The organism is Sporosarcina sp. NCCP-2716 (genome assembly GCF_023707985.1).
In the GTDB taxonomy this organism is placed as follows: Bacteria; Bacillota; Bacilli; order Bacillales_A; family Planococcaceae; genus Sporosarcina.
In genome coordinates, this window is sequence record NZ_BRCF01000001.1 from 670,504 (window position 1) to 686,329 (window position 15,826).

The 15,826-nt window shown below is 52.2% G+C and carries 15 protein-coding genes; 9 read left to right on the forward strand and 6 right to left on the reverse strand.

Translation table 11 applies throughout. The features are described from left to right. The first annotated feature begins 17 nt into the window (after nt 1-17). Complete coding sequence (locus tag NFU03_RS03485) at nt 18-551, forward strand: DUF948 domain-containing protein (RefSeq protein ID WP_251636125.1); 534 nt, start codon at nt 18-20, stop codon at nt 549-551. Nucleotides 552-885: 334 nt separating this feature from the next. Here the strand turns inward: NFU03_RS03485 and NFU03_RS03490 are convergent, their stop codons facing one another. The 3 genes from NFU03_RS03490 to NFU03_RS03500 form a co-directional block, all read right to left on the reverse strand. Continuing rightward, nucleotides 886-1,332, reverse strand: a complete 447-nt coding sequence (locus NFU03_RS03490) for a DUF948 domain-containing protein (RefSeq protein WP_251636129.1) — start codon at nt 1,330-1,332, stop codon at nt 886-888. A gap of 13 nt (nt 1,333-1,345) precedes the next feature. Further along, nucleotides 1,346-1,870: a DUF948 domain-containing protein gene (locus tag NFU03_RS03495; RefSeq protein ID WP_251636131.1), complete on the reverse strand. Its 525-nt coding sequence runs from the start codon at nt 1,868-1,870 to the stop codon at nt 1,346-1,348. Between the two features lie 99 nt (nt 1,871-1,969). After that, entirely contained in the window at nt 1,970-2,314 is a 345-nt protein-coding gene (locus tag NFU03_RS03500) for a DUF3899 domain-containing protein (RefSeq protein ID WP_309296241.1), read from the reverse strand. Nucleotides 2,315-2,556: 242 nt separating this feature from the next. Between NFU03_RS03500 and NFU03_RS03505 the strand changes: the two genes are divergently transcribed. From NFU03_RS03505 to NFU03_RS03525, 5 genes are all read left to right on the forward strand, one after another. After that, nucleotides 2,557-4,281 carry a peptide ABC transporter substrate-binding protein gene (locus NFU03_RS03505; protein WP_251636133.1) on the forward strand — a complete coding sequence of 575 codons (1,725 nt, stop codon included), beginning with the start codon at nt 2,557-2,559 and terminating at the stop codon, nt 4,279-4,281. 162 nt (nt 4,282-4,443) lie between these two features. Next, nucleotides 4,444-5,376, forward strand: coding sequence for an oligopeptide ABC transporter permease (gene opp3b / locus NFU03_RS03510; RefSeq protein ID WP_251636135.1), 933 nt, complete (start codon nt 4,444-4,446; stop codon nt 5,374-5,376). Next, complete coding sequence (gene opp3C / locus NFU03_RS03515; RefSeq protein WP_251636137.1) at nt 5,376-6,395, forward strand: oligopeptide ABC transporter permease; 1,020 nt, start codon at nt 5,376-5,378, stop codon at nt 6,393-6,395. Before opp3b ends, opp3C begins: the two co-directional genes overlap by 1 nt. 16 nt (nt 6,396-6,411) lie before the next feature. Beyond that, nucleotides 6,412-7,473, forward strand: coding sequence for an ABC transporter ATP-binding protein (locus NFU03_RS03520; RefSeq protein WP_251636138.1), 1,062 nt, complete (start codon nt 6,412-6,414; stop codon nt 7,471-7,473). Then, entirely contained in the window at nt 7,473-8,414 is a 942-nt protein-coding gene (locus NFU03_RS03525) for an ABC transporter ATP-binding protein (protein ID WP_251636139.1), read from the forward strand. Before NFU03_RS03520 ends, NFU03_RS03525 begins: the two co-directional genes overlap by 1 nt. 58 nt (nt 8,415-8,472) lie before the next feature. Here NFU03_RS03525 and glnA (NFU03_RS03530) read toward each other — a convergent pair whose 3' ends face one another. After that, on the reverse strand, nt 8,473-9,807 hold the full coding sequence (gene glnA / locus NFU03_RS03530; RefSeq protein ID WP_251636140.1) for a type I glutamate--ammonia ligase: 1,335 nt from the start codon (nt 9,805-9,807) through the stop codon (nt 8,473-8,475). A gap of 162 nt (nt 9,808-9,969) precedes the next feature. Then, nucleotides 9,970-11,304, reverse strand: coding sequence for a type I glutamate--ammonia ligase (glnA, locus tag NFU03_RS03535; RefSeq protein ID WP_251636141.1), 1,335 nt, complete (start codon nt 11,302-11,304; stop codon nt 9,970-9,972). A 191-nt stretch (nt 11,305-11,495) separates the two neighbouring features. On the opposite strand from glnA (NFU03_RS03535), the gene cax reads away from it, so the two are divergent. Then, nucleotides 11,496-12,548, forward strand: coding sequence for a calcium/proton exchanger (gene cax, locus NFU03_RS03540; protein ID WP_251636142.1), 1,053 nt, complete (start codon nt 11,496-11,498; stop codon nt 12,546-12,548). Nucleotides 12,549-12,579: 31 nt separating this feature from the next. Here cax and msrA read toward each other — a convergent pair whose 3' ends face one another. After that, nucleotides 12,580-13,113 carry a peptide-methionine (S)-S-oxide reductase MsrA gene (msrA, locus tag NFU03_RS03545; RefSeq protein ID WP_251636143.1) on the reverse strand — a complete coding sequence of 178 codons (534 nt, stop codon included), beginning with the start codon at nt 13,111-13,113 and terminating at the stop codon, nt 12,580-12,582. Nucleotides 13,114-13,272: 159 nt separating this feature from the next. On the opposite strand from msrA, the gene NFU03_RS03550 reads away from it, so the two are divergent. Continuing rightward, nucleotides 13,273-14,235: an LCP family protein gene (locus NFU03_RS03550; protein WP_251636144.1), complete on the forward strand. Its 963-nt coding sequence runs from the start codon at nt 13,273-13,275 to the stop codon at nt 14,233-14,235. A gap of 76 nt (nt 14,236-14,311) precedes the next feature. Next, nucleotides 14,312-15,481, forward strand: coding sequence for an AI-2E family transporter (locus NFU03_RS03555; protein WP_251636223.1), 1,170 nt, complete (start codon nt 14,312-14,314; stop codon nt 15,479-15,481). Nucleotides 15,482-15,826 lie beyond the last annotated feature (345 nt).

The window sequence follows — 15,826 nt, forward strand, 5'->3', positions numbered from 1 at the left end:
TCTCTGGAGGGATGAAGATGAGTTTAACGGGTTTAGGCGTCCTTCTCATCGGCGCCGGATTTCTAGTGCTCGCTATCTACATAGGGCGCGTGCTGAATGGAATTGCAGGAACGCTCGGCGGAGTTAACAAGACACTCGACCAGCTGCCGGAACAACTGGATGGTGTGTTGGGGGAGACGGGACAGCTGATCCGTCATTCCAATGACACGCTGGCCGACGTCAATACGAAGCTCGGCAATCTGACACCGCTGTTCCAGGTGGCAGGGGATCTCGGCAATACGACACGCAATCTGACCGCGTCGCTGCAAAATGTGACCGAGTCGGCGAAACGGAAAGTCGAAGGTGCTGACGAAGCGAAGCGCAGCAAATCGATCGGTGGCATTTATGGGACAGCGGCCCTCGGGTATTACGCAGTCCGTAAAGGTAAAGCATTGAAACAGCCGGAGAGCTATCCGCGCCCCGGGACGATGGCGGAGGCAGGTCAAAAACGTTCCGCTGATATCGACCGGATGAAAGCCCAGGCGGCCGCAGCTGTGAATGAAAAAAAATAATGGACAGGAAGAGCACTGGCGGCTGCCAGTGCTTTTTGTTTGCGGTCGGCTGGGGGGAGAGGGTTTTAGAGGGGAGGTGGTATGGTTTATGAGCGGTATTCAGGATTTATGAGCGGTATTCTCGTTTTATGAGCGCTTTTCCGGGTTTATGAGCGGTTTCTGGATTTTATGAGCGATATACGTGATTTATGAGCGTTTTCCACGATTTATGAGCGTTTTCCGTAATTTATGAGCACACGTCAGTATGTATGACCCCACCCGTCTACACAGCGACCCTCCACCCGCCAAAACCATACAAAAAAGCCAGCGCATGCGGCGCTGGCGGGCACATCTGTTATTTGTTCAGGACATCTGCCTTCACTTTGATTTCCTTTTTGTTCTGCTGGAGATAGAACAGGAACGAAAGCAGGCCGTACAGACCTTGGTACCGTTCACGGCGGGAAAGTCCCGACGCTTCTGTTGTGCGTGTCTTCAAGTTAGCTGATTTCTCAAGTGCAGAGTGGGTGAGCGAGCGGGCCGCTTCCCCTGTATCTCCGACAATCTGGAAAAGCGGTGTGATTTCATTCACCTGCTGGTTCACATTGCCGATCGTTTCGTTGCTCGTGTTCAGTACCAGCTGGGCTTGACCGGTGACACTTTCGACTGTATGCGGCAGCTTGGCTGTCGTCTGTTTCAAGTTCTCTGTCACATCTCCTAGATTTTTCAGCGGTTTGATGAGGATCACGACCAATACTGCAAAGGCGATCCCGATGATCAACACGCCAATTCCCATCCAATCCATCTGCATCACCTCATTAGTTTGTTTTGCGTTTCGGTTCAGGGAGCCGTTTCTGCGGCGCCGGCAGCAGTTCGACCTGCTGCTGATTTCTGCGTGACTTCGGAGTACTGAAATCAAAGTCCGTCTGTTTCGCTCTTTCCCGCTTCGCACGGTAGAAGATGCTCGCTGCAATTCCGGTTACGGTGTTCGCTTTCTGCATCAGATCCTTGTATTTCGGATCCGGATTGCCGATCTGATCTGCGAGTGCCTGGAAGGAACGGTTCAAGTGATTCGTCGATTCTTCCAGTTTCTCAGCGGTCTTGGCTACGCTGTTCAATGATTGCAGTTTGCGTTCAGCATCTTCGGTGATGCGGTTCGTGCTGGCGAGCAGCTCATTTGCCTGGCTGGTCACGCCATTCAGTCTGCTTTGCAGATCCTTGATGGACTCCGCAACCTCATCTTTCGTCTTGTTGACGCTTTTCACAGCTTTGATGACAAAAATTGCGATGAGGAGCAGTGATAATGCCGCGATTGCTGCGCTGGCATATAGCAGTATTTCCATTCCACAACCCACTCCATTCTGACTGTCGTCTTCTAATTACCCTGCTTACCTAGTTGTACCACTATTCCATTGTGCATAAACACTTCAGCGCATGCAAGTTCAACGGTAGAAGAACCCCATAGCGACAAGCATGCAGAGCAGGATCGGGATGCCCGTCAGGAAGAGGAGGCGCGGACTTGCCGAGAACACCTCGGATGGTTTCCTCATTGTCTCCATCTCTTCCTTCATATGACGGCGGGACAAGACTTTTCGCATACTGCTCGTGAAAAAATCAAATGATCCTGTCCGGAAGATGTAGATAAAACCTCCTGCAAGCAGCAGCAGACCGCCTATATAGAATGAGATATTAATATAGGAGAGGAGTGAAAGACCGCCTTTTGACAGAAAAGACAGAATGAAAATAATAAGCTGTCCGATTAAAAAAAACAATGTGATTTTTTTCAAAGTTCTAACCTCAATTTCGTATATCGTAATAATTCATTATATATCATACAGTAGATTATTCGTTTAGACAAAGCAAAAAGTACCGAGAAACCGCTTACCGACACAATTCTACAACTATTCGAATTCGTTGTTTGGTTATGCCAAGTAAAATTTTTTGTAAAAAACACTTTGACTTAAGAGAATTTGATTGTATAATGAAATAGTGTTAATTCTTCAGACAATTATAAAAAGGGGGAATGACCTTGAAGAACACAAAGTGGCTGTTACTAATGGCAATGACATTAGTACTAAGCATCTTCCTTGCTGCATGTGGCGGCTCGGATAAAAAAGAAGAAGGTTCAAAAGATGACGGCAACAAAGATGAAGGTTCGGCAACTGAAACACCGAAGAAAGAAGACGGCGAGCCGGATGCTGAGCAGATTCTGAATCTGGATGAATTGGCAGCTATCCCATCTGTTGACTCGGCAATTGTCGAAGATGCAGTCGGATTCAACGTTTTGAACAACGTGAATGAAGGGCTGTACCGCCTCAACGCAGAGAACATTGCTGAACCGGCAATGGCTGCTGAAGAAGCGGTAGTTAGCGAAGACGGCTTGACTTACACGTTCAAGCTCCGTGATGCTAAATGGTCTGATGGCTCTGCAGTCACAGCAGACGACTTTGTGTTCGCATGGCAGCGCGCAATCGATCCTGACACTGGATCTCCTTACGGTCCGTTCATGATGTCCGGATCTGTCAAGAATGCAACAGCGATCAGTGAAGGCAAAATGGACAAGAAAGAACTCGGTATCGTAGCAAAAGACGAGAAGACAATCGAAGTAACACTCGAGCGTCCGGTTCCTTACTTCCTGTCACTTATGTCCTTCGGAACGTTCTACCCGCAAAAAGAAGAGTTCGTCACTGAAAAAGGCGACGCTTATGCAACAAACTCTGAAAACCTCCTCTATAACGGACCATTCGTCTTAACTGAATGGGATGGCACAGGAGACAGCTGGGTTTATAAGAAAAACGACAACTACTGGGATGCAGAAAATGTCAAGCTTACTCAGATCAACGTCAACGTTGTTAAAGACCCAGCAACAGGTGTGAAATTGTACGAAGATGGTAAATTGGACCGGGCAGCTCTTACCGGCGACCTGGCGATGCAATACCAAGACGACCCAGAAGTGGTGAAGCAGCCCGACACGGCAGTTTACTATTTCAAATTCAACCAGCTTAAGGGTGGAAAAGAAACACCACTCGCAAACGTGAACATCCGGAAAGCGATTGCAAAGTCGTTCCAAAAAGAAGACCTTGCAGATGTAGTATTGGCTAACGGTTCTTTGCCGGCTTACTACCTTGTGCCAAAAGATTTCGCTTATGACGAAAACAAAAAAGACTTCCGTGAACTTAGCGGAAACCACCTTGAGTACAACGTCGACGAAGCGAAAGACCTTTGGAAAAAAGGTCTGGATGAACTCGGTGTGGACAGCCTGGAGCTTGAAATCCTCGGCGGAGACACAGAAACATCGAAAAAGATGGATGAGTACTTCAAGTCCCAGCTTGAAACGAACCTCGAAGGGTTGACAATCAAGCTGAAAGAAGTACCTTTCGCAGTACGTCTCGAGCTTGACAGTGCACAAGACTACGACATCCAAGTTTCCGGATGGGGCCCTGACTTCCAGGATCCGATTTCCTTCCTGGACCTGTTCGTAACTGATGGTACGAACAACTTGATGTCTTATTCGAACAAAGAGTATGACCAGCTGATCGCTGACTCGAAAGGCGACCTTGCATTGAAGCCGGAAGAGCGCTATGAAGCATTCGCAAAAGCTGAAAAGATCCTTCTCGATGATGAAGCTGCAATCGCACCGATTTATCAAAAAGGTGAAATCTTCCTTGAAAAGCCTTACTTCAAAGGCCTTGCCAGCCACCCGTTCGGTGCTGACTACAGCTTCAAGTGGGCTTACATTTCAGGGAAAGAGTAATCGATCGCAACTGAATAACCGAGAGTATATGGCGGCAGTCCGCCATATACTCTCTTTTTAATAACAACGAGTATTGCGAATGTTATGTAAGTGCTTTCAATTCGAAAACAACTCGTGATGAACGGGTTAACATAAAGCGGTACATAGATCTGGAGGTGCACTATGGTTAAATATATTGGTAAACGTATCATTTACATGTTCATCACAATGTTCCTCATTGCGACTGCAACTTTTTTTCTAATGCAAACATTGCCGGGTTCGCCGATTGCGTCATATAGCAAACTGAATGACACGCAGAAAGCGATTGTCGAAAAGAAATACGGAATTGACAAACCGACACCGGTGCAATACGCCATTTACATGAAAAACCTGGCGAAAGGGGATTTGGGTACGTCATTTGCCTTTAAAGGCAAAAGCGTCAATGATTTGCTCGCCTCACGAATCAAGCCGTCCTTCATCCTCGGTGCGCAGGCGATGGTGTTTGGGACAATTATCGGAATTCTGCTCGGGATGCTTGCTGCTCTCAGGCAGAACACCTTCTGGGATTATGGCAGTACGTTCCTAGCCATACTAGGAACCTCCATACCTTCTTTCGTATTTGCGGCACTTTTACAGTACTATGTCGCGTCCCAGTGGCATTTGCTCCCGGTCGGACTCTGGAATGACGGTTGGAAGTCCAGTATCCTTCCTTCACTCGCACTCGCGATGGGACCGCTTGCACTTTCTGCCCGATTCATCCGTACGGAGATGATCGAAGTGATGAGTTCGGATTATATTACGCTTGCGAAAGCAAAAGGCGCTAATAAGTTCGAAATCGCCTTCAAGCACGCGTTCCGGAATGCACTCATCCCACTCGTCACCGTTCTCGGTCCGGTTGCCGCAGGTCTCGTCACCGGATCGCTCGTTGTTGAAAAGATTTTCGCGATTCCTGGTATCGGGGAACAGTTCGTTTCTTCCATCATGGTAAACGACTTTGCAACAATCATGGGAACGACGTTGTTCTTCTCGGCATTTCTTATTGTCGTCATTTTCATTGTGGATATATTATACGGTGTTATTGATCCGCGTATCCGCTTGGCTGGAGGGAAATCATAATGCAAAAAGATTACGAACAGCTGCCTCAAGACAAATTCAAGCGCATCACGCTGAACAGTGACCACGCCGAGCGAATTGCAAAACCGAGTCTGAGTTTCTGGCAGGATGCCTGGCTGCGTCTCCGCAAAAACAAAGGGGCTGTCGTCAGCTTGGTCGTCCTCGTGCTGATGATCATCCTGGCACTCGTCGGTCCTCATCTGAATGGCCATGATGGCACGACACAAAATCTGCGTCATGCGAACCTGCCTCCTAAAATGCAGGGGATCGAAAACCTCGGTGTCATGGACGGTGTCGGGAACCTCGGCGGCAAGAAAATCGATCTGTACGAAATGAAGAAAGTCGATGAATACTACTGGTTCGGAACAGACGGCCTCGGCCGGGATCTATTCACCCGCCTTTGGCAGGGTACTCAGATCTCGCTTCTGATTGCGTTTGTCGCAGCGATGATCGATCTGGTGATCGGTGTCATCTATGGCGGGGTCTCCGGATACTTCGGCGGCCGGACGGATGATATCATGCAGCGGATCGTAGAAATTCTGATCGGAATCCCTACGCTCATCGTCGTCATCCTCATGCTGATGATCATGGAGCCGGGAATCAAAGCGATCATTATTGCAATTTCCATTACCGGCTGGATCGGGATGTCACGGATCGTACGAGCACAAATCTTGAAATTTAAAAACCAGGAGTTTGTACTGGCTGCCCGGACACTCGGAACGAATGATAAAAAGATTATGTCGAAGCACCTCATGCCAAACGTGCTCGGTATTATCATCATCAATACGATGTTTACGATTCCGAATGCGATTTTCTTTGAAGCTTTCTTGAGTTTCATCGGAATTGGGCTTCAACCGCCAAATGCCTCTCTTGGTACGCTAATCAATGATGGTTACAAAGTGATGGAACACCAGCCGTACGTCCTGCTGTTCCCCGCAATTGTAATCAGTGTTCTCATGATTGCCTTCAACCTGATCGGTGACGGCTTGCGTGATGCACTCGATCCGAAGATGAAAGACTGATAAGGAGGAAAGCGGTATGACTAAAATATTACAAGTGAAAGATCTGGAGCTTTCCTTCCATACATTTGCAGGAGAAGTGAAAGCGATCCGCGGCGTGAATTTCGATTTGAACAAAGGAGAGACACTGGCGATTGTCGGGGAGTCGGGATCCGGTAAGTCGGTAACGACCAAGTCGATCATGCGGCTGCTGCCGGAGTCGAGCTCCGAGTTCAAGAACGGGGAAATCCTCTTCAACGGAAAAGATCTGACGAAGCTCCCGGAACAGGAAATGCAGAAGATCCGCGGCAAAGATATCTCGATGATCTTCCAGGACCCGATGACTTCCCTGAATCCGACGATGACGATCGGCAAACAGGTCATGGAGCCGATCTTGAAGCACCAGAAAGTGAGCAAGGCGAAAGCCCGAAAAGTCGCCATCGAACTGCTTGCGATGGTCGGCATCCCGAATGCGGAAAACCGGTACAAAATGTATCCGCACCAGTTCTCAGGCGGTCAGCGTCAGCGGATCGTCATTGCGACGGCGCTTGCGTGCAACCCGCAGATCCTCATTGCGGATGAACCGACAACTGCGCTTGACGTAACGATCCAGGCACAGATCCTCGAGCTCATGAAGGACATCCAGAAGAAGATTGACACATCCATCATCTTCATCACCCATGATCTCGGTGTCGTGGCGAACGTCGCGGACCGCGTGGCTGTCATGTACGGCGGCAAGATCGTCGAAATCGGCACGGTCGATGAAATATTCTACAACCCGCAACATCCTTACACGTGGGGTCTGTTGAGCTCGATGCCGTCGATGGACGTCAACGAGGAGAAACTGTACGCAATCCCAGGAACGCCGCCAGACTTGCTGTTCCCGCCAAAAGGCGATGCTTTCGCATTGCGGAGTGAGTATGCGCTGCAGATCGACATGGAGGAACCGCCGCCGTTCTTCCAAGTGAGCGAAACGCACTATGCGGCTACATGGCTCCTGCATCCGCAGGCACCACAAGTGGAACCACCCGCTGCAATCATCGAACGGATGCGGACATTCCCGGGAAGCCGTTACTACGAAGCGACAGGAGGGCGTGCATAATGGCTGATGTATTACTCGAAGTGAAAAACCTGAAACAGTATTTCAATGAAGGCAAACCGTCGGAAGTGCGCGCCATCGACGACATCAGTTTCTCCATCAACCGGGGAGAGACTTTCGGGCTGGTCGGTGAGTCCGGCTGCGGGAAATCGACGACCGGACGAACGATCATCCGCCTGTATGACGCGACAGACGGGGAAGTCCTCTTCGACGGCGTCAATGTCCAGGACAAGAAATCGAAATCAGCCAACAAGGAATTCAACCGCAAGATGCAGATGATCTTCCAGGATCCGTACGCATCACTGAACCCGCGGATGAAAGTCATGGACATCATCGCTGAAGGGATCGACGTCCACGGCTTGGCGAAATCACGGAAAGAGCGGAGAGACCGTGTCATTCAGCTTCTTGAAACCGTCGGACTGAACCGGGAGCACGCCGAACGCTATCCGCACGAATTCTCTGGCGGTCAGCGTCAGCGGATCGGGATCGCCCGTGCACTTGCGGTCGATCCCGAGTTCATCATCGCGGACGAACCAATTTCGGCACTTGACGTGTCCATCCAGGCACAGGTCGTCAACTTGCTGAAAGAACTTCAGGAAGAACGGGGATTGACGTATTTGTTCATCGCCCACGATCTGTCGATGGTCAAATACATTTCGGACCGGATCGGTGTCATGTATTTCGGCAAGCTTGTCGAAATGGCACCTGCGGAGGAACTGTACCGCAACCCGATGCATGCGTATACGAAATCGCTACTGTCGGCGATTCCGCTTCCGGATCCGCGGTATGAACGTACGCGTGTGCGGACCCCATACAACCCGAAGGATCACCAGTACGGAGCCGGCGACACAGTCCAATTCCGAGAGATTGCGCCGGAGCATTTCGTATTATGCTCCGACAAGGAATTCGAAGAGATGAAAGCGGCCCATACACAGAACGCCTGATCAGAAGAAGAGCCCGGAACCTCCCATACGGAGATTCCGGGCTCTTCCTTTGCTTCGGTCAATAGATCTTCATGTAACGGTCGAGCTCCCATGGATGGACGGTGATGCGGTAGCTGTCCCATTCCGCTTGTTTCGCCGCTTTGTAGTTCGCGTAAATATGACTGCCGAGCGCTTCCTGGACGACCGTGTCTTCCGCCAGCGCAAGCAGGGCGTGGTCGAGGTCTGTCGGCAGGGTGACGATGCCGGCCTCTGTCAGTTCATCAGCATTCATCTCATAGATGTTGCGGTCGCATGGCTCGCCGGGATCGAGTCCGCGGCGGATTCCGTCGAGCCCCGCTTTCAGGATAGCGGCAAGGGCCAGGTACGGATTCGCCACCGAGTCGACGGAGCGCACTTCGATACGGGTGCTCAAGCCCCGGGAAGCCGGAATGCGGATTAGCGGGCTCCGGTTCTGGGCGGACCAGGCAATATAGCACGGCGCTTCGTAGCCCGGTACTAAACGCTTGTAGGAGTTGACCGTCGGGTTCGTGATCGCAGTGAACCCTTTGACATGTTCGAGAATGCCGGCCATGAACTGGTAGGCGGTGCTGCTCAGTTTGCGCTCGCCGTGTTCATCGAAAAACATGTTATCGCCGTCCTTGAACAGCGAAATGTTGCAGTGCATGCCGGAACCGTTCACACCGAACAGCGGTTTCGGCATGAACGTTGCGTGCAGTCCGTGTTTGCGGGCGATCGTCTTGACGACCAGTTTGAACGTCTGGATATGATCGCACGCCGTGAGTGCATCGGCATATTTGAAATCGATTTCGTGCTGGCCGGGTGCTGCTTCGTGGTGGGACGCTTCTACTTCGAAGCCGAGCGCTTCCAGTTCGAGGACGATATCCCGGCGGCAGTTCTCCCCGAGGTCGAGCGGGGCGAAATCGAAGTAATCACCATGGTCGTTCAGTTCCATCGTCGGTTGGCCGCTGCTGTCGAGTTTGAAGAGGAAGAATTCAGGTTCCGGTCCGAGGTTGAAGTCGGTGAAGCCCATGTCTTCCATCTCGCGGAGCACCCGTTTCAGATTGCCGCGCGGGTCGCCGGGGAACGGCTGTCCGTCCGCGAGGGACACATCACAGATCAGGCGCGCCACTTTTCCCGTACCGGACGGCCATGGGAATACCATCCATGTATCCAGATCGGGGATGAGATACATATCCGATTCTTCAATCCTGACAAACCCTTCGATGGAAGAGCCGTCGAACATCATTTTGTTGTCCAGTGCTTTGTCGAGCTGGCTGATCGGAATTTCGACGTTTTTGATCATCCCGAGGATGTCGGTGAATTGCAGTCGGACGAAATTGACGTTGTCTTCTTTCACGTACTTGCGGATATCGTCTTTGGTTGTCTTCCTCATCAGGCCACTTCCTTCATGTCGGTTTCATATTAGCGCACTGTCACGGCTGCTTAATATTTTTTTATATTACGGAAACAGCGACCGCTTGACAAGAAGTTTTTTGTGTCGGTTTTCAGTCCATGTAAAAACCGGACACGCAGGGGTGTCCGGCTTAAGTGCAGGTCAGTAGATTTTGCGGTATTCATCGATCTCCCACGGATGGACGGTGATCCGGTAGCTGTCCCATTCCTTCTGTTTCACCTCGCGGAAGTTTCGGTAGATGTGCGGCCCTAGGGCTTCCTGTACGACCGGGTCGCCGTCGAGCGCGAACAGGGCATGGTCGAGGTCGGTCGGCAGCATGGAAATGCCTTCTTCCTTCAGGTCCTGTTCGGACATGTCATAGAGGTTGCGGTCACACGGCTGTCCCGGGTCTAGCTGCTGCTCGATGCCGCTCAGGCCGGCTTTCAGGATGGCAGCGAGCGCGAGGTACGGATTCGCCACAGAATCGACGGACCGGAGTTCGATGCGCGTGCTCAAGCCCCGTGAAGCGGGAATCCGGACGACCGGGCTGCGGTTCTGTGCAGACCAGGCGATGTAACAAGGCGCTTCGTAGTCGGGAACAAGCCGCTTGTAGGAGTTGACGATCGGATTCGTGATTGCGGTCATCCCCTTCACGTGCTTCAGGACGCCGGCCATGAACTGATACGCTGTCGTGCTCAGCTGATCGTCCGTCTGTTCGTCATAGAACGTGTTCTGTCCGTCTTTGAACAGGGACACGTTGCAGTGCATGCCAGATCCGTTCACACCGAAAATCGGCTTCGGCATGAACGTCGCATGCAGGCCGTGTTCGCGGGCGATTGTCTTGACGACGAGTTTAAACGTCTGGATATTGTCGCATGCTTTCAAGGCGTCCGCATATTTGAAATCGATCTCATGCTGACCGGGAGCGGATTCATGGTGGGACGCTTCCACTTCGAAGCCGAGCTCCTCGAGCTGCAGGACGATATCCCGGCGGCAGTCTTCACCGAGGTCGAGCGGCGAGAAGTCGAAATAGTCGCCGTCATCGTTCACATGCATCGTCGGTTCCCCGTGACGGTCCAGTTTAAAAAGGAAGAACTCCGGCTCGGGTCCGAGATTGAACTGTGTAAAGCCCATTGCTTCCATCTCTTTCAGCACTCGTTTCAAATTGCCTCTCGGATCACCGGGGAACGGGGAACCGTCCGCCTGGCAGACATCACAGATCAGCCGCGCGACTTTGCCGGTGCCTGACGCCCACGGGAACACCATCCATGTATCGAGGTCCGGGACGAGGTACATGTCCGATGCTTCGATTTTCGTGAAGCCTTCGATGGATGACCCGTCGAACATCATCTTGTTATCGAGCGCTTTGCCGAGCTGACTCACCGGGATCTCCACGCTTTTGATCATCCCGAGAATGTCGGTGATCTGCAGGCGGATGAAATTCACATTCTCCTCCTTTGCATACTGCTGAATGTCTTCTTTCGTCGTTTTACTCATGAAGGCACGTCCTTTGTCTTTTTTCTGTAACGTTATGTGATGGATATCACTCCACCTTATGTATAACCTATTTTCATAGTTTCAGTCCTGGAAAATCCAGTTAGCAGGGAAGCGGCCATTTTTTTCGTCGGTCCTGCCGCACGCAGCGGAAAGTGGGTATAGAAGAATGTCAGAAAGGAGGAAGAGGGAAGATGAATCGTATCTTTTCAATCGTAGTTTTCACAGGCGTGCCTGTTGTCGCGATCGGTGCGTTCCTGCACTGGTCGGACATTCTCATGTTCGTCCTCAGCTGTATCACGATCATCGGCCTGTCCGGATTCATCGGACGGGCGACGGAGAGTCTCGCCATCGTGAGCGGACCGCGGATCGGAGGGCTGCTCAATGCCACCTTCGGCAACGCCGTCGAACTGATCATCTCCATCTTTACATTGAAAGCCGGGCTGATCGGTATCGTGCTCGCCTCATTGACAGGTTCGGTGCTCGGCAACCTGCTGCTCGTGCTCGGCCTGTCATTCTTCGCAGGAGGGGTGAAGTTCAAACGCCAGCGCTTCAGCCTGCAGGACGCACGGTATAATTCAGGCCTGCTCATTTTTGCAATCATCATCGCATTCATCATACCGGAAGTGTTTTCGATTTCGATGAACCCGGCGAAGACGTTCAATCTGAGTGTCGGGATTTCGGTCATACTGATCGCCATCTACCTGGCGGGGCTGTTTTTCAAACTCGTCACACACCGGGGGGTCTTCGCTTCGGGGGATGAGGAGACGGTTGAAGAGGAAGTGCCGGAATGGACCAAGGGGAAATCGATCCTCGTCCTGCTGCTGAGCACGGTCGCCGTCGCATTCGTCTCCGAACGGCTCGTCGGCACATTCGAGACGCTCGGCCGTCAGTTCGGCTGGTCGGAGCTGTTCATCGGGATCATTATCGTCGCAATCGTCGGTAATGCAGCGGAGCACGTGTCTGCCGTGACGATGGCGATGAAGAACCGGATGGACGTCTCCGTCGAGATCGCGGTCGGGTCAACACTTCAGGTCGCGATGTTCGTCGCACCGGCCCTCGTGCTTATCTCATTATTCATGCCTGTCGAGATGCCTCTCGTGTTCACGATACAGGAATTGGTCGCAATGGTGACCGCAGCTCTGCTCGTCATCAACTTATCGAACGACGGGGAGTCGAACTGGTTCGAGGGGCTGATCCTGTTTGCGGCGTACCTGATCATGGCGATCGGCTTCTATTTACTGTAATACGTTTGGGAGTATATGAAAAAGACCGCAGTCAGCTGCGGTCTTTCCAATGGGCATTGATGAATTCATCGCGTCCGGACTGGGCGCGGTCGGCTTCATAGGCTGCCTTTTCACGTTTATAGAAATCCTGGTGGTAGTCTTCTGCCGGATAAAATCGCTCTGCAGGACGGATGTCCGTGACGATCGGTTTACTGAACCTGCCGCTCTTCTCCAAATCCCGCCTCGACTGTTCAGCAGCTTCCCGCTGGCCGTCCGTCGTATAGAAGATGGCGGTCGTATAGGAATGCCCGCGGTCCTGGAACTGGCCGCCTGCGTCGGTCGGGTCGATCTGCTCCCAGTAGATCGGCAGCAGCTGCGCGTAAGGGAACTTGTCCGGATCGTATGTGATCTCCACGACTTCCAAGTGACCGGAATCCCCGGCTTTCACCTGCTCGTACGTCGGGTTCTCGATTGTGCCGCCCATATAGCCGGACACGACTTCCTCGATACCGTCCCATTCCGTGAACGGTTTGACCATGCACCAGAAACAGCCGCCTGCGAAGACCGCTTTTTCGAAATTCGCCATCTGCATTACACCTTTCTTCAATAACCTGAATGCTTTAATAGTAGCCGCTCGCCGAACAGGTGTAAAGCGATTGAGCATGATATAATGGAGACCCGGCATGCAACCAGGGACCGAGCGGGGCGTCCTGTTTTGTGACTTCATCATTGGGGGAATAGATACATGGCAGAACATTATGAAGGCCCGCACCCGAAACGGCGCAGGCGGCGGAGATTGAGGAAAGGCAGAGTGCTGCTGACCTGTCTGCTCGTCGCGTTCATCGGGGCAGGACTTTTTGCGTCTTATCAATATATGGCGGGCAAGCGGGCGGCTGCGAAAAATGCGATCGAACCCGGTAGTTTCGAAGGCGATCTCCAGGATCCGGCCGCTTCCTCCGTCGAGAATTACTTGCTCCTCGGTGCGGATGACGACGGCAGCGGCCGTTCACGGACCGATACGATAATGGTGCTTTCGTGGGACAAGCAGGCGAAGACGATGAAACTCGTGTCGTTCATGCGTGATATTTACGCAGACATCCCGGGCTTCAAATCGTACAAACTGAATACAGCCTATTACTTGGGCGGCGTCCAGACGGCGAAGGACACGATCACCGGCATGTTCGACTTGCCGATCCATCATTATGCGATTGTCGATTTCGATAATTTCGAAACGATCGCCGACGCGGCATTCCCGGACGGCGTGGAGATCGACGTGGAAAAGGAGATGTCCGAGAAGATCGGCGTGTCGCTGATGGCGGGCACCCACCAGCTGAATGGGAAGGAACTCCTCGGCTACGCACGCTTCCGGGCAGATGCAGAAGGGGATTTCGGCCGGGTGCGACGTCAGCAGCAAGTGCTCACAGCGGTCAAACGCCAGGCGAGGACACCGGGCATGCTCGTGCGGGCGCCGAAGATCGCCGGTGTGCTGTCACAGACGATCCAAACCGATTTGACGTCGAAAGAAGAACTGTCGCGCATCGTCAGTCTGCTCGTTTCGGGCGGTGCGGATATTGAAACGATGACTGTGCCGGTGAAAGGTTCCTATTCGTTCGCGGACTATTCACATGCAGGCTCTGTAATCGAAGTGAACCTGGAAGAAAATCGGCAGGCGGTGCGTGCGTTCCTCGATGGAGGGCCCGCCCGCTGACCTTGAAAGGGTGAAAGCTGTGGCAGAAGAGTACGAACCGCAAAACCGAAATGGCAACGGAGCGTCCGGCGGCCCGGTGAAGGATCGGATCATCCGGTTCCTCGGGGGGAAAACGACGCTTTTCATCCTGATCGTCCTGCTGCTGGCAGGCGTCAATATTATGATTTTTGATAAGATCTCGTTCATCTTCTATCCATTCCGTGTGCTCTTCTCGGTGGTCGTGCTGCCGATCGTGCTGTCTGCGATCCTGTTCTACTTGCTCCGGCCGCTGCTGCAGCTGCTGGAGAAAGCGCGGATCCCGAAAACGTGGGGCATCGCTATCATCTTCCTGACGGCGATCGGACTGATCACTTTGCTTGTCTTCCTGGTCCTGCCGTTTTTGAAACTGCAGTTCTGGAAGCTGGTCGACGAGTTCCCGACGTACTTCAACGAACTCGTGCTCACGCTCGATTCGTTCCTGAGCCATTCGATCTTCGCGCCGTATTACAATCAGCTCGACATCAATGCTGCGGAACTTCTAGACTCCGGTCTGGAGAACATCGGACAGACGATCGCCGATACGCTCGGAGGGATCGCGTCGGGACTGACGGTCTTCATCTCTAAATTGACGGGCATCATCCTGTCGATCGTCACGGTGCCGATCATCCTCTTCTACATGCTGAAGGACGGCGATAAACTGCCGGGGTACGTCATGAAACTGCTGCCGCCCCGTATGAGGGACGATGCAGAGTCGATCATGGGCGATGCGGACAAACAGATCAGTGCATACATACAAGGACAGATCCTCGTGGCGGTCTGTATCGGCACGATGGTCACGATCGGTTTCCTGATCATCGACATGAAATACGCACTCCTGCTCGGCGTGCTCGCCATGTTCACGAGTGTCGTACCTTATCTCGGTCCGGTGATCGCCATCACTCCGGCGATCATCATCGCGATCGTGACGTCACCGTTCATGCTCGTCAAGCTGGCCATCGTCTGGACGATCGTCCAAGTGATCGAAGGGAAGTTCATCTCCCCGCAGATCATGGGCAAGACGCTGCACATCCACCCGATCACGATCATCTTCGTCCTGCTGACGGGCGGTTCGCTGTTCGGCATCCCGGGTGTCATCGTCGGGATACCGGGCTATGCATTGCTGAAAGTGCTGACTACCCATTTGTTCAAACTGCTGAAACTGCGCTACAACAAATATGAAGTCGACGTCCGCATGCATTTCGAACGTCCGCCTGCGAAAGATGAATGATTAAGAGAAGACCGGTATCCGCTTTGGCGGATGCCTTTTTTTGCGGGCGGAAACAGGGAGTTGAAGACGATAATAATATTATGTAAAGCTGATAGGCGATTGGCTGGTGAATGGCGGGGGCGGGGAGGGGGTTATGAGCGGAAATCCGGGTTTATGAGCGTTTTTTTGATTTTATGAGCGGAAATCGTGATTTATGAGCGTTTTACAGAATTTATGAGCGGTATCTGATATTTATGAGCGTTTTCAGGTATTTATGAGCGAAAACCAGGATTTATGATCACTTTCAGGGATTCATGAGCAAAATGGCCAGCCGCCAAGCCGGATGCACAGAAACTCCGGAAACGG